The organism is Pseudomonas brassicacearum, assembly GCF_009601685.2.
Taxonomy (GTDB): Bacteria; Pseudomonadota; Gammaproteobacteria; order Pseudomonadales; family Pseudomonadaceae; genus Aquipseudomonas; species Aquipseudomonas kilonensis_B.
On the sequence record NZ_CP045701.2, the window covers coordinates 2,568,613 to 2,583,348 of the forward strand.

The window sequence follows — 14,736 nt, forward strand, 5'->3', positions numbered from 1 at the left end:
GGAGCGGATATGAACCCGATTCAATTGTTACCTGCCGTCGAGAAGTTCCTGTCGCAGCCCGGGCGCCTGTTTATCGGCGGGACCTGGCAGGACGCTGCCAGCGGCCGCCGGTTTGCCGTGGAAAACCCGGCCACTGAGCACACCCTGGCGGAAGTCGCCGAAGGCGGCGAACGCGACGTGGATGCCGCCGTCGCTGCCGCTCGCGCGGCCTTCACCGGGCCCTGGGCGCAGCAGTCACCGGCCCAGCGCGGGTTGTTGCTGTTTCGCCTGGCGGAACTGCTCGACCAGCATCGCGAAGAGCTGGCGCAACTGATCACCCTGGAAAACGGCAAGCCAATCGCTGCGGCCCGGGGAGAAGCGGCCAGTGCGGCGAATATCATTCGTTATTTCGCGGGCTGGCCGACCAAGATCGAAGGCAGCACGCTGCCGGTGTCGCCCTCCAGTGGCGCACCGATGCTCAACTACACGTTGCGCGAGCCGGTGGGCGTCTGTGCCTTGATCGTGCCGTGGAACTTCCCGCTGACCATGTGCGTGTGGAAGCTTGGTCCGGCGCTGGCGACCGGTTGCGTCGCGGTGCTCAAGCCCGCCGAGCAGACGCCCCTGGTTGCCATTCGCCTGGTGCAGTTGATCGAGGCCGCCGGTTTCCCGGCTGGGGTGGTCAACCTGCTCACCGGCCTCGGTGTGCATACCGGCGCACCGCTGGCCCAGCACCCGGACGTGGACAAGATCGCCTTCACCGGTTCGACCCACGTAGGGCGGCTGATCGCCCAGGCGGCCACCGGCAACATGAAGAAGGTCTCGCTGGAGCTGGGTGGCAAGTCTCCCAACATCATCCTGCCGGACGCCGATATCGTCCGTGCCGCCAAAGGCGCCGCCGACGGCATTTTCTACAACCAGGGGCAGGTCTGCACCGCCGGATCGCGTCTCTATGTGCACGCCAGCGTCCTCGACCAGGTGCTTGAAGAACTCCAGCGCCACGCGGCCGCCCATGTGTTGGGGCCGGGCCTGGATCCGGCCAGCAGCATGGGTCCGCTGGTCTCGGCCCGGCAATTGGGCACGGTGCGTGGCTACCTGCAACGGGGCCAGGAAGAAGGCGCCGAGCTGATCTGCGGCGGCGACCGGCCGACCCATCTGGAGCGTGGTCATTTCATCCGCCCCAGCGTGTTCCTCGACCGCGCCGAGCGCGCCTGTGTCGCCCGGGAAGAGATCTTTGGCCCGGTGCTGACCGTCATGAGCTGGACCGAGATCGATGAACTGGTGCTGCGTGCCAACGACTCGCCTTACGGCCTGGCCGCAGGGCTCTGGACTCGCGACTTGCGTTCCGCCCATCGCGTGGCCGCCCAGTTGAAGGCCGGCTCGGTGTGGATCAACTGCTGGAACGTCGTCGACCCGGCTTCGCCATTTGGCGGCTACAAGCAATCCGGCTGGGGCCGGGAAATGAGCAAGAACGTGATCGATGCCTACACCGAAACCAAAAGTGTCTTCGTCGATCTCGCCTGAGCCGAACAATCACAAGAGGAACTGCTATGGATCTGGAATTACAAGGCCGCGTGGCGATCGTCACCGGCGGTGGCATGGGCATCGGCAAGGAAGTCGCGCGCTTTCTGTCCCAGGAAGGCTGCAAGGTGGTGATCTGCGCACGGCGCATGGAATACCTCCAGCAAGCCGCCGAGGAAATCAGCGCGCAGACCGGCAACGAGGTGCTGCCGCTGTTCTGTGACACCAACCAGATGTCGGCGGTGTCCGACATGGTCGAGGCAGCCCACAAGCACTTTGGCCGCATCGACATCCTGGTCAACGGCGCCGCGGCACCGTCCGGTGTGGTGCGCAACGACATCGAACATGCCGGCGACGACGAATTGCTCTCGGACCTCAACACCAAGGTGATCGGTTATTTCCGTTGCGCCAAGGCCGTGACTCCGCACATGAAAGCCGGCGGCTTCGGTCGCATCATCAATATCGGTGGCCTGACCGGGCGTGGCAGCAAGGTCCTCTCGGGCATGCGCAACCTGGCCATCGCCCACATGACCAAGACGCTTTCCGACCAACTGGGCCCAGCCGGCATCACGGTCAATCTGATCCACCCCGGCGTCGTGGACACCCCGCACATCCAGGAGCTGTACGAGCGCGAAGGGATCAAGCAGGGCAAGACGCCCGAGCAGGTGGAGCAGGGCTACATCGACGCAACGCCGATCCGACGCACCCTGGCGCCGATTGAAATGGGCTGGTTGATCGGCTTCCTCGCATCCCCCAAGGCCGGTGCGGTGACCGGGGAATCCATCGGCATCGACGGCGGCTTGACCCGCGGCATCTTCATTTGAGGAGCAGCAGTGATGAGTAACGGAACCCTTTTGGTCGCCACCGTAGGGCAGGCGGTCATCCGCAGCGCCGACGATGGCCGTACCTGGCATCGCCTGGGCCTGGGCCAGGACCTGGAATTCGACGCGATCACCCGCTCCCTGAGCTTGCATCCGGGGACGCCTGAGGTGATCTATGCCGGCACCGATGTCGGCCTGTGCATCAGCCGTGATACCGGCGGCCATTGGCAGCGGATGGACTCGCCGTTCAACGGCCAGACCGTCTGGAAGGTGGCCGTGGATCCCCAGGACGCGCAGCGCATTTTCGTCGGCACCGGTGCGCCGTCGCGCGCGGTGTTGTGGCGCACCCTCGATGGCGGCCAGAACTGGGAACGTGCCCCGGTGGAGATCCCGGAGTTTTGCGAAGGCGTCAGTCGTCCACGCTTGCTGGCCTTCGCCTACGACCCGACCGATCGCAACCAGCTCTGGTTCGGCCTGGAAGAGGGCGGGTTGTTCCACAGCCGTGACGGTGGCGATAGCTGGACCCGTGTCGATGACCGCCTGCTGTGGGACTTCAACTCGGATGTGCACAACATCGTGGTCCTGCCCAACCACGGGCAAAAAATCATCGTGGTGGTGTGCGTCAACGCCGTTTATCGCAGCCTCGACGAGGGGCAGACCTGGACCGGCATCGTCGCGCGGGAAACCTTCGGCCTGTACTACGTGCGCGCCATGAATGCACCGCTGGGCAGCGAGGATACGCTCTACCTGAGCATTTCCGACGGCACCCCTGGCACGACCAGCAAGGTGCTGGTCTCACGGGATGCCGCCCTCAGTTGGGAGGTGCTGCCACTGCCGCAACAGCCCAACTCTTGTGTCTGGGCGATTGCCTTGAACCCTGCCGACCCTCGCCAGATCGTCGCCGGCACCAAGTACGGGCATCTGTTCACCTCCGAGAACGGCGGTGACGGCTGGCAGAAGCAGTGGCGTGAATTCAGTGAAATCGCTGATGTGCTCTGGACGCCTGCCGTGGCGCAAATCAAGTCCGGGCATCAATCCATCATCAAGAAGAACTGAGGGATCGCGCGATGAAAGTCGAAGTCGTTCGTACTCACCTGTCGCTGTCCGTGAGCGACCCTGAAGTGTCGGCGCGCTGGTACGCCGACGTGCTGGGCATGCATGAAAGCGCCCGGGGTGAAAGCTGGATCATGATGGCCTTCGGTGCCAAGCACCACGACATCGCGTTGCTCCGCGCAGCACCCGGTGCCCACCAGGGCGGCCTGGGGCTGCAGCACTACGGGCTGGAGATCGCCGGCGACATGACCACCCTGCGCAAGCTCTACGGCATGTTGCTGAACAAGGGCGTCGAGGTGGTGAAGATCACCGACCACGAGATTGGCAACGGTGTGTATTTCAACGACCCCGACGGCAATCGCCTGGAATTCTTCCTCGAATCCGAACATGACGACGAGCGAGGCAAGGCCCGCTTCAAGGCCGCTGGGGCGCCCAGCCGGCATTTCGATCTTGACCCACTTTGAAAGAGGCACGTTTGATGAAAAGCGCAAATTTCGCCAGTTATCACATCCGCAAATGGTACAGCTTCGTCGAGGAAACCCTGGCCAACGAAACGGGCCAGTTGGCCGACGGTGAGCCGCTGTTCAAATACGCCATTGGCGCCGTGATCGCCAACCCTTATGCCGGACGCTTCAGCGAAAGCCTGGCCGAGCTGATAGAGCCGTCACCCTTGCTGGGCCAGGAATTTGGTCGGCGCATCCGGGTACTGGCGGGCCAGCATCAGATCGTCAGCTACGGCAAGGCGTGCCTGGTGGGCAGCCAGGGCGAGTACGAACATGGCAATGCATTGTTGACCAACCCGGCGGCGGATCCGATCCGCGTCGCGTTGGGCGGCGGCAAGTCCTGGGTGCCTTCCACGGGCAAGCGTGGCGGGCCTGGCGTCACCATCGATGTGCCGCTGGCCCACAAGGACGCGCTGTATGTCCGTTCGCACTACGACAGCATTTCGTTGTCGTTCGGTGACGGTCCGGCGGCCGACGAATTGATCATCATCTGGGCCTTCGCCACGCGGGGGCGCTTGCATGCGCGTCTGGGTGGCCTTCAGGCTGCCGACGTCAAGGGCAATGACGGCCTGTATTGAGGTGCGCTGATCGTGGGAGGCCAACGAATGTCTGCAAACAGCCAGTTCTTCATCAATCGGTCAGGGATGCGCTTGCATTATCTGTCCTGGGGCAATCCGTCGGGCATTGCAGTGGTGTTGCTGCACGGGCTGCGCTCCTATGCCCAGACCTGGGATGGCCTGGCCAATGCGCTGGGTGAGCGGTACTGCTGCTATGCCCTTGACCAGCGCGGCCGTGGCTACAGTGACTGGGCGGATGCTTCCAGTTACCGGACCGAGGCCTATGTCAACGATCTTGAAGATATGGTGGCGCATCTGGGGCTGCAGCGTTTCGTCCTGGTGGGGCATTCCCTCGGTGGCACCAATGCACTGGAGTATGCGCGGCTCAATCCGGGGCGACTGCAAGCTTTGGTGGTCGAGGACATCGGCCCTGGTTCTTCGGTCAGCGGTGACGGCGCCGAGCGGATTCGGCGCGAGATGAGCCAGACACCGTTGTTGTTTCCTGACTGGGAGAGTGCCGCCCAGTTCTGGCAGCAAGCGCGACCTGGCTTGTCGCCGGAGGGGCTGGCTTCCAGGTTGATGTATTCCATGAAGGAAACGCTGGCTGGAATCGAATGGCGTCACGACCAGCAGGGTATTGCCCAGGCGCGCCTGAGTATTACCCCGACCGACCTGTGGCCGGCGGTACGGGCGCTGGATTGCCCGACGCTGTTCATTCGTGGCGGCCGTTCCGACTTCCTGCCCTTGGCGACCCTTGAGTCGATCAAGCAGGCCAATGAGTGGGTGCGCACCGAGGAAATCGCCGACGCCAGCCATTACGTCCATGATGACCAGAGCGAAATGTTCAACCTTGTCGTCATCGACTATTTGTATGACCAGTGTCTACAACCACAACAACAAAGCGGTGAATAGCGATGAAGCAGGAGAAAACCCAGGTTGTCATCGTGGGCGGCGGCCCGAATGGGATCACAGCCGCTCATTACATGGGGCTGTACGGCATCGACTGCATCGTCCTTGAGTTGGCTGACGGCGTCCTGCCGTATCCGCGCGCGGTGGGCATGGATGACGAAGCACTGCGTGTGTTGCAGGGCATCGGCATCGCCGAACTGGCCGCGCGCGACATGATCTGCAACGTACCCCTGCGGTACTACAATGCGCGAGGCGTCTGTTTTGCCGAGGTCAAGCCGAGCACGGCCCACTATGGCTGGCCGATGCGCAACATCTTCATGCAACAGTTGCTGGAAACGACATTGCGCGAGCAACTGGGCAAGCACGCCAGTGTCGAGTTGCGCCAGGGCCATGAAATGCTCGATCTGGAGCAGGATGCCGAGGGCGTGACGTTGCAGGTACGCGATGCCCAAGGCGAGCTCTATCAACTACAGGCGCAGTACGTGATCGGCGCCGACGGCGGACGTTCCAGCGTGCGCAAGAAACTCGGCATCGAGTTGCTGGGGTTGACCCATCCACGCAAATGGGTGGTGATCGACACGGCCAACGACTCCCTGGATGCACCGTATACGGCCCTGCATGCTGACCCGCAGCGGCCCTTCGTCTGCATCTACCTGCCGTATCAGCAGCGGCGCTGGGAGTTCATGCTCCTGGAGGGCGAAGACGAGGCCCGGATGTGCGAAGAGGCCACGATCCGGGACTTGATCCGTGGGCATATCGGCGATGCGGCCGACCAACTGGAAATCATCCGGATCCGCGCCTACACCCATAACTCTCGGGTCGCGGCACGCTTTGTCCAGGGCCGTGTGGCCTTGGTGGGGGATGCGGCGCATATTTCCCCGCCCTGGGCCGGGCAGGGGCTCAATTCGGGCCTGCGTGATGTCGCCAACGTCTCCTGGAAGCTCGCCGCGATTCTTCAAGGGCGGGCGTCACCGGCGATTCTTGCCAGTTACGACCAGGAACGCCGTGGGCATGCGACCGATCTCATCGCGTTGGCCGACAACATGGGCGCAGTGCTGGGGCTGACCAACCCGTTGATGGCCGGTGTGCGGGACTGGTTGTTCCAGGCCGTCAACAGCGTCGACAACCTTCGCTCGCACTTGCTGGAATTCAAGTTCAAACCCAAGGCGACCATCACCAAAGGCTTGGTGTATCACGAGCGCGCCGAGCTGCATGAGGATGATCTGGTCGGGCAGTTGTTCATCCAACCGACCATCGAAGATGCCCAGGGCCAGCGCCGACGCCTGGACGAGGTGCTGGGACATTCCTATGCGGTGCTGGGGTATCGGGTCAACCCGAGCGAACAGCTCAGCGAGCAAACCGCCGCCTGGTGGGCGCGCTGGGAAACGCGCTTCATCCAGATCAATCGCTCGCGCAGTGGCGTGGGGCGTAACCAACCCTTGTCCGCCAGCGACGCCATTTGCGTCGAGGACGTCGATAACCGCCTGGGCGAATGGTTTGCCAAGGTGCGTGACTGCGTCGTGGTGGTGCGGCCGGATCGGTTCGTTGCCGCGATCACCACACCTGAGCGGCTCGAAGGCGTGTTGCGCAAACTGGCGGAGCAACTCTCATGAGACGCGAAGATGATTTCCTGGTCCGGCTTCACGAGGCCGAGCAGGCTGTACATGCCTTGCCTTCGTTGGAGCCACAAGCTGTTGCCCTGCAGGAGGGCTACACCTTGCAGCGCGAGGCATTGCGCCGGCGCCAGGCCGCTGGTGAGCGGTTGACCGGGTGGAAAGTGGCTTTCGCCGGCCGTGCCGCCCAGGACCGTTTCGGTATTGATGAACCGGTGCTGGGCGCACTGACCGATGCCATGGTGGTAGAGCCCGCCAGCACGGTGCCCCTGGCGCGGCTGATCCAGCCAAAGCTGGAAATCGAGCTGGCGTTTGTCCTGGGGCGCACATTGGTGCCGGGTTTCTACAGCGACGAGGACATCCTCGCCGCCATCTTAGAGGTCGCGCCGGCATTCGAAATCGCCGATTGTCGTTGGCAGGGCTGGCGTTTCGGCGTCGGGGCGTTTCTTGCCGACAATGCCGCCGCGGGGCTGTATTGCCTCGGGGCGAGGGTGGGGTTCGATCCGGACCGACTGCCCGAAGTGAACTATCGCCTGGCGCATGACGGCGTGTCCTGTGGTGAAGGTAACGTCTTGGCGCGCGAGGACACGCCTCTGGCGAATCTGTGTTGGCTGGTCCGGCGGTTGCTGGCCGACGGGCAGCGCGTTGAAGCGGGGCAGGTGGTGCTGTCCGGGGCGTTGTTGGCGCCGATGGACGTCAGGGCAGGCGAATATCGTTTGCACATGCTTGGCACGGAACTGGCTTTGGTTTTCCGGTAGGCGTTGCCGAAGGCTGCGATCTTTTGATCTTGATCTTTCGCTTGGGACTCAAGTGTCTGGGGAAAGATCGCAGCCTCGTTGCACTCGACAGCTCCTACACAGCGTACGTCGGGCGAGGACGCCTGCTCCCGCTGGCTACACACTGTAGGCGCTGCCGAAGGCTGCGATCTTTTGATCTTGATCTTTCGCTTGGGACTCAAATGTCTGGGGAAAGATCGCAGCCTCGTTGCACTCGACAGCTCCTACACAGCGTACGTCGGGCGAGGACGCCTGCTCACGCTGGCTACACACTGTAGGCGCTGCCGAAGGCTGCGATCTTTTGATCTTGATCTTTCGCTTGGGACTCAAATGTCTGGGGAAAGATCGCAGCCTCGTTGCACTCGACAGCTCCTACACAGCGTACGTCGGGCGAGGACGCCTGCTCACGCTGGCTACACACTGTAGGCGCTGCCGAAGGCTGCGATCTTTTGATCTTGATTTTTCGCTTGGGGACTCAAGTGCCAGGGGAGAGATCGCAGCCTCGTTGCACTCGACAGCTCCTACACAGCGTACGTCGGGCGAGGACGCCTGCTCCCGCTGGCTACACACTGTAGGCGCTGCCGAAGGCTGCGATCTTTTGATCTTGATCTTTCGCTTGGGACTCAAATGTCTGGGGAAAGATCGCAGCCTCGTTGCACTCGACAGCTCCTACACAGCGTACGTCGGGCGAGGACGCCTGCTCACGCTGGCTACACACTGTAGGCGCTGCCGAAGGCTGCGATCTTTTGATCTTGATCTTTCGCTTGGGACTCAAATGTCTGGGGAAAGATCGCAGCCTCGTTGCACTCGACAGCTCCTACACAGCGTACGTCGGGCGAGGACGCCTGCTCACGCTGGCTACACACTGTAGGCGCTGCCGAAGGCTGCGATCTTTTGATCTTGATCTTTCGCTTGGGGACTCAAGTGCCAGGGGAAAGATCGCAGCCTCGTTGCACTCGACAGCTCCTACACAGCTTCTACACAGCTTCTACACGGTTCCTGCAGGGCTTGAGTAACTGCATCGGGTAAATAAGCACAGCATCACCGAGGAACAATGATCATGTTCGCCGAAGTCCGTACCTTCAATGATCCTCAGCAACACGCCGGTTCGATCCTGGGTTGGCAACAGGTCTATGACCAACTCGGGCGTGGTTGCCTTTCCAGTGAACTGCGGCAGGTGTGCGCCGATCGTTTCCAGATTTTCCAGGAGGTGCTGGATAAACGGGTGGTGCAGCGCGGTTGCGCGCCAAAAGGGCGCTTGTGCATTGCCATGTCGTTGGGCGGTGCGCCGGTGGTCCAGGGGCACCAAGTGGGCGCCCACAGCGTCGTGCTGTTGCGCGATGGCGAAGACTTCGTCTTGCATGCGCCGGAAAGCACGCACTTCTTCGCGGCCAATGTCGACACGGTACGGTTCGCCAAACTGGCGGCCTACGAACTGTCGAGCGAACAGCTCAAGCGCCTGCAAAGCGTGTCCCAGGTCAGCGTGGACGAGGCGGTGCTGCGCCGCGTGCAGCAAAGGATCCACCCACTGTTTCGTCACCTTTTGGAACAGGCAGACGCCGTCAATCCCGCCTCGGAAAAAATCCTCGAGGACGTCCTGCTCAACGCCTTTCTCGATCTGTTCAGTCACGCCTCGGACGAGGTGCGTGGCCGACGCGGCAATTTTGCCGTCAGTGCCTACCTGGTCAAACGTTGCCAGGAGCTGGTGGTGTCCAGCGCCGATGTGCCCTTGAGCATCCTCGACTTGTGCGAGCAGTTGCGGGTCAGCCGCAGGACCCTGCAGAACAGTTTCCAGGCGGTCACCGGGATGCGTCCGGTGGAGTACCTGCGCAACCTGCGGCTCAATGCCGTGCGCCGGCGTTTGATCACGACCCATGCGGCGGCACTGAACGTCAGTGAAATCGCCATGGCGATGGGGTTTTTCCACCTGAGTCATTTTGCGGCCCATTACCGGGCGCTGTTTGGCGAGTCACCCTCCGATACGCCCAGGGCACCGGCTTGATGGGCCGCCGCCTGCTGTGTTACCGAATCATCCCCCTGCACCCATAAAAGGCAGCCGTTGAGCTGTTTGGTAGCACACCTGTGCGGCTAATGGTTTAAGGCGGGCAGTCGTTTTCCTCGGCAAATCCCTCCAAATCAATCGCTTGCACGATTATGCGTAAGCTTGGCATGCATTCTGCTTTTTGAATTTATGGATAATTGGATACAAAAATTCAGAAGGTGCTGCCATGCAATTTGTTCCCACTTACGCTGAACGCCCGCCGATAACGGCCGAGGAGGAGGCCTACAATTTCCTGCTCGATGCGATTTGTGGCGGTCGGTTACGCAAGGGCGACCGGCTGATTGCCGAGGACATCGCCAACGAAATCGGCATGAGCCGGATGCCGGTGCGTGAAGCCTTTCGCCGTCTGGATGCCCAGGGCCTGGTGACCCTGCGACCCAATCGCGGGGCGATTGTCAGCGGCCTGGACATCGATGAGTTGCACGAAGTCTTCGAAATGCGCAGCGCCCTGGAAGGCCTGGCGGTCCGTGTCGCGACAGCCAGAATTGGCGAACGCCAGTTCGCCGCCTTGGAGCGACTGCTGGACGAGATGGACGATTACCGCGAGGAAAGCGCCGAGTGGGTCAGCCGCCATCGCGCGTTCCATGAATACCTGTGCAGCCTCAGCGGTCGCCCGCGATTGCTCAAGCAGATCAGCGCGCTCTATGCCCTGATCGAAGCGCCCATGCGCTTGTGGCTGCAGCATGTGGAAAAGCCCCTGAGTGCGCGCCAGGAGCACATGCTGATCCTCGACGCCCTGCGCGCGGGCGACGCCGAGAAGGCCGAGGCGGTGGTGCGTGCGCACATCGAAGGCACCGTCCCTGAATTGATCGAGTTCCTGCAATCGAAAAAATAACGAGAGCGGGCTCCGAGCCTGCCCGTGTTCTGACTTTGAGTACTGCCCGTTACTTACTGAACTGGAGTGTCTGGTCATGCATAAGCCTCGCCTGTTGGTTGCCGCTATATCCTTGGGTTTCTGTGCGCAGTGGGCGGTTGCCGCGCCCGTTGTCCCGGAGCGTTTGCTCAAGGTCGATAAACTCGTCTACTGCTCGGGCATGGATTCGCCGCCGCTGGTGTCCTTCGATGAGGCGCAGAAACCCAAGGGACTGACCGTGGACCTGGGGCTGGAGATCGCCAAGCGCCTGGGCGACAAGAAGGTGGAGTGGCGGGTCATTCCCTTTTCCGGACTGCTCCCCGCGTTGCTGGCCCGACAGTGCGACATGATCGTCGACCAACTGTTTGACAAGCCCGAGCGCCGCGAGGTGATCGACATCGTCAACTACATGTATTCCAGCCAGGCGGTGGTGGTGCCCAAGGGCAATCCAAAGGGCCTCAAGACGCTGCCGGATCTCTCCGGACACAAGGTCGCCGTACTTAACGGTTCCACCATCAAGACCCTGCTCGACGCCGAGAACGAGACCCTGGCCAAGGCCGGCAAGCCACCCATGAAACTGGTGGTCTACAACTCCGACACCGATGCCTTCCAGGCTCTGCGCATCAGCCAGGTCGACGCCTACGGCACCACCGTGGAAACCGCTGGTTACTACGCCGCCATGGCCCCCGATCTGTTCGAGGAAGGGGTGCCAGCCTTCAGCCGGATTCTCACTGGCCTGGGTATTCGCAAGGACGATCCGCAACTGACTGCCGCCGTGCAGCAGGTCATCGGCGATATGCGCAGCGATGGCAGCTACAGCCAGCTGCTTGGCAAATGGCATGTCGCCAGTGACACGCTTGATTGAGGTGAACCATCGATGAATTTCAATTGGGATGTGTTCTGGCAGTACCTGTTGCAGCCCAGCGGGGTGTACCTCACCGGGCTCTGGCTGACCTGCCTGATCAGTGTGCTGGCGATGTTGCTGGGTTGTGCCCTGGGGCTGGCCGCCGCTCTGCTGCGGTTGTCGAGCAACCCCTTGCTGCATTTGCCGGTGCGTTTTTACGTGTGGCTGATGCGCGGTACGCCGTTGCTGGTGCAGATCGTCTTTCTCTACACCGCACTGGCCGCTGGCGGGATTTTCCGCTTCGAAGACATCGACCTGTTCGGCCTGGTGATCCCCGGCAATATCCAGGCGGCGATCATTGCCCTGGGCCTCAACGAGGGCGCCTACATGGCCGAGATCATCCGCGCCGGCATCGGTGCGGTGGACAAGGGCCAATACGAGGCCGGACGCTCGCTGGGCATGACCTTCGCCAAACTGATGCGCCGCATTGTCCTGCCCCAGGCGTTCCGGGTCATCGTGCCGCCGCTGGGCAACGAGTTCAACGTGATGCTCAAGAACACCACGCTGGTCAGCGTGATCGGCGTACAGGAACTGTTGCTCAGTACCCAGATGGTCACGTCGTCGACGTTCCGGGTGTTCGAACTGTATCTGGTGGTGGCGATCTACTTCCTGTTGCTGACCACGTTGTGGGGCTTTTTCCAGCGCTGGCTGGAAGCCCGTTTCGGTCAGTCGGACCGCCCCTCGTCACCGCCGCCGGCGTCGACGCGGATGTTCGGTCGCAGCACCCTGAACCTGTTGAGGGCACGTTAACCATGGCGCATAAAAGCGAAGAGCTGATCATCGAGGCGCTGGACGTTCACAAGTCCTTCGGCGAGCTGCAGATTCTCAAGGGCATCTCCCTGCAAGTACGGCGCGGCGAAGTGGTGGTGCTGATCGGCGCTTCCGGCTCCGGCAAGACCACTTTCATTCGCTGCATCAACTTGCTGGAGGACATCCAGGGCGGACGCATCCGCGTCAATGGCCGGGCGATGGGCTATCGCGAGCGGGCCGACGGCAGCCTGGTGCGTGAGTCGGAGCGCAACATCGCCCGTCAACGGCGGGACATCGGCATGGTCTTCCAGCGCTTCAATCTGTTCCCCCACATGACGGCCCTGGAAAACATCATCGAGGCGCCGATCCAGGTGCTTGGCGTGACTCGCACCGCAGCGCTGGAGCAGGCCCGGGGCCTGCTGGAGCGGGTCGGCCTGGCGGACAAGGCCGATCACTACCCGTCGATGCTCTCTGGCGGCCAGCAACAGCGGGTCGCGATTGCCCGGGCCCTGGCCATGAAGCCCCAGGCTATGCTTTTCGACGAACCCACCAGCGCCCTCGACCCGGAAACCGTCGGCGAGGTGTTGCAAGTGATGAAGGAGCTGGCCGACGAGGGCATGACCATGGTCGTGGTGACCCATGAAATGGGTTTTGCCCGGGAAGTGGCCGACCGTGTGGTGGTCCTGGACCAGGGCGAGCTCATCGAGCAGGGGCCGCCGGAGCAGATTTTCTGTCACCCCATTCATCCTCGTACCCGGGCCTTTCTCAGTCGCGTGTTATGACCTTCCCCGGCCACTGAATTCCTGTATCGAAGAGCCTTCGCCATGCTGAAATTTTCTGCCCACCAATACCCTTATCCGTCGCAACGCCAGAGCGTTTTCGCCCGTCGGGGCATGGTTGCCGCGTCCCAGCCCCTGGCGGCTCAGGCGGGCATTGAAATCATGCAAAAGGGCGGCAATGCCATCGACGCCGCCATCGCCACGGCCGCCGCACTGACGGTGGTGGAACCCACCGGTTGTGGCATTGGCGGTGACGCCTTCGCGCTGGTCTGGTGCAAGGGCCAGTTGCACGGCCTCAACGGCAATGGCCATGCGCCGGCGGCCTTGAGCATCGAGGCGGTCAAGGCCGCCGGCCACGGGCAGATGCCGCTCTATGGCTGGACACCGGTGACCGTCCCGGGCTGCCCGTCGGCCTGGGCCGAGTTGTCCCGACGCTTTGGCAAGCTGCCCTTTGCCGAGCTGCTGCAACCGGCCATCAGCCTGGCGCGGGACGGCTTTGCGCTGTCGCCGGTGGTCGCCCATCAATGGCAGGTCGCGGTGAACGAGTTCACCCCCCATCGCGATGCCGTCCTCGAGGCCTGGTTCGCTACCTTCCTGATCGAAGGCCGAGCGCCACGGGCCGGGGAGATTTTTCGCAACCCGGCCCAGGCGCGCACCCTCCAGGAATTAGCCGATACCCGCTGCGAAAGCCTGTATCGCGGCGCGTTGGCCGAACGCCTGGACGCCCATTCCCGGGCCAGTGGCGGCTATCTGCGGGCCTCGGACCTCAGGGATTATCGTGCCCAGTGGGTGGACCCCATCCACGTCAATTACCGAGGCGTGGATGTCTGGGAAATCCCGCCAAGCGGGCAGGGCCTGGTCGCCTTGATGGCGTTGAAGATTCTGGAAGGTTTCGACTTCGATCACCGTGACAGCCAACAGACCTGGCATCGCCAACTGGAAGCGATGAAGTTGGCCTACAGCGACGGCCTGCACTACATCACCGATCCTGTGCACATGCGCGTGGCGGTGGCTGACCTGCTCAGCGATGACTACAGTGCCCGCCGTCGCCGGCAGATCGGCGAACGGGCCCAACCGCCCGCGCCCGGCGACCCCCACGCCAGCGGCACGGTGTACCTGGCGACCGCGGATGGGGAGGGCAATATGGTTTCGTTCATCCAGAGCAACTACCACGGGTTTGGCTCAGGCGTGGTGCTGCCCGACAGCGGTATCGCCCTGCAGAATCGTGGGCAGGAATTCAGCCTCGATCCGTCCCACGCCAACTGCCTGGCCCCGGGCAAGAAGACCTTCCATACCATCATTCCCGGTTTCCTCACCCGCGACGGCGAAGCCCTCGGCCCCTTCGGCGTGATGGGCGGCTACATGCAGCCCCAGGGGCATGTGCAGATGGTCATGAACCTGGTGGATTTCGGCCTGAACCCGCAAGCGGCCCTGGACGCACCGCGCTGGCAATGGCTGGGGGCGATGAAGGTCGGTATCGAGCACGGGGCCTCACGGGACCTGGCCAATGCCCTGGCGCGACGGGGGCATGAGGTTCAGATCGCCAGCGACCTGACCGACTATGGCCGCGGCCAGATCATCCTGCGCGACCCGGTCAGTGGTGTGCTGTGCGGCGGGACCGAACCGCGGGCGGATTCGCATATAGCTGTTTGGTAACAG

14 protein-coding genes are annotated in these 14,736 nt (G+C 62.5%); all 14 read left to right on the plus strand.

Going from position 1 to position 14,736, the window contains the following annotated elements; genetic code table 11:
* Positions 1 to 9: 9 nt before the first annotated feature.
* The 14 genes from GFU70_RS11310 (at position 10) to GFU70_RS11375 (ending at position 14,733) form a co-directional block, all read left to right on the plus strand.
* The gene (locus GFU70_RS11310; protein ID WP_058546788.1) at positions 10 to 1,500 is read left to right on the plus strand and encodes an aldehyde dehydrogenase family protein; all 1,491 of its coding nucleotides are present in this window, start codon (positions 10 to 12) and stop codon (positions 1,498 to 1,500) included.
* A 26-nt stretch (positions 1,501 to 1,526) separates the two neighbouring features.
* Positions 1,527 to 2,321: an SDR family NAD(P)-dependent oxidoreductase gene (locus tag GFU70_RS11315; RefSeq protein ID WP_058546789.1), complete on the plus strand. Its 795-nt coding sequence runs from the start codon at positions 1,527 to 1,529 to the stop codon at positions 2,319 to 2,321.
* 12 nt (positions 2,322 to 2,333) lie between these two features.
* Complete coding sequence (locus tag GFU70_RS11320) at positions 2,334 to 3,374, plus strand: VPS10 domain-containing protein (RefSeq protein WP_058546790.1); 1,041 nt, start codon at positions 2,334 to 2,336, stop codon at positions 3,372 to 3,374.
* Between the two features lie 11 nt (positions 3,375 to 3,385).
* On the plus strand, positions 3,386 to 3,835 hold the full coding sequence (locus GFU70_RS11325; RefSeq protein ID WP_058546791.1) for a VOC family protein: 450 nt from the start codon (positions 3,386 to 3,388) through the stop codon (positions 3,833 to 3,835).
* A gap of 14 nt (positions 3,836 to 3,849) precedes the next feature.
* Positions 3,850 to 4,452, plus strand: coding sequence for an amino acid synthesis family protein (locus tag GFU70_RS11330; RefSeq protein WP_058546792.1), 603 nt, complete (start codon positions 3,850 to 3,852; stop codon positions 4,450 to 4,452).
* Between the two features lie 27 nt (positions 4,453 to 4,479).
* Positions 4,480 to 5,343 carry an alpha/beta fold hydrolase gene (locus GFU70_RS11335; RefSeq protein WP_116642489.1) on the plus strand — a complete coding sequence of 288 codons (864 nt, stop codon included), beginning with the start codon at positions 4,480 to 4,482 and terminating at the stop codon, positions 5,341 to 5,343.
* A gap of 2 nt (positions 5,344 to 5,345) precedes the next feature.
* Positions 5,346 to 6,953 (plus strand): bifunctional 3-(3-hydroxy-phenyl)propionate/3-hydroxycinnamic acid hydroxylase, encoded by a 1,608-nt coding sequence (locus GFU70_RS11340; protein ID WP_153388041.1) that lies wholly within the window; start codon positions 5,346 to 5,348, stop codon positions 6,951 to 6,953.
* Complete coding sequence (locus GFU70_RS11345; protein ID WP_058546795.1) at positions 6,950 to 7,711, plus strand: 2-keto-4-pentenoate hydratase; 762 nt, start codon at positions 6,950 to 6,952, stop codon at positions 7,709 to 7,711. Before GFU70_RS11340 ends, GFU70_RS11345 begins: the two co-directional genes overlap by 4 nt.
* 1,078 nt (positions 7,712 to 8,789) lie before the next feature.
* Positions 8,790 to 9,731, plus strand: a complete 942-nt coding sequence (locus GFU70_RS11350) for a helix-turn-helix domain-containing protein (RefSeq protein WP_058543078.1) — start codon at positions 8,790 to 8,792, stop codon at positions 9,729 to 9,731.
* A 226-nt stretch (positions 9,732 to 9,957) separates the two neighbouring features.
* On the plus strand, positions 9,958 to 10,626 hold the full coding sequence (locus GFU70_RS11355; protein WP_153388042.1) for a GntR family transcriptional regulator: 669 nt from the start codon (positions 9,958 to 9,960) through the stop codon (positions 10,624 to 10,626).
* A 76-nt stretch (positions 10,627 to 10,702) separates the two neighbouring features.
* Positions 10,703 to 11,509, plus strand: a complete 807-nt coding sequence (locus tag GFU70_RS11360; RefSeq protein ID WP_153388043.1) for an ABC transporter substrate-binding protein — start codon at positions 10,703 to 10,705, stop codon at positions 11,507 to 11,509.
* Positions 11,510 to 11,521: 12 nt separating this feature from the next.
* The gene (locus GFU70_RS11365; RefSeq protein ID WP_153388044.1) at positions 11,522 to 12,298 is read left to right on the plus strand and encodes an amino acid ABC transporter permease; all 777 of its coding nucleotides are present in this window, start codon (positions 11,522 to 11,524) and stop codon (positions 12,296 to 12,298) included.
* A 2-nt stretch (positions 12,299 to 12,300) separates the two neighbouring features.
* Positions 12,301 to 13,080, plus strand: coding sequence for an amino acid ABC transporter ATP-binding protein (locus tag GFU70_RS11370; protein WP_058545291.1), 780 nt, complete (start codon positions 12,301 to 12,303; stop codon positions 13,078 to 13,080).
* Between the two features lie 42 nt (positions 13,081 to 13,122).
* Entirely contained in the window at positions 13,123 to 14,733 is a 1,611-nt protein-coding gene (locus GFU70_RS11375; protein ID WP_116642486.1) for a gamma-glutamyltransferase family protein, read from the plus strand.
* Positions 14,734 to 14,736 lie beyond the last annotated feature (3 nt).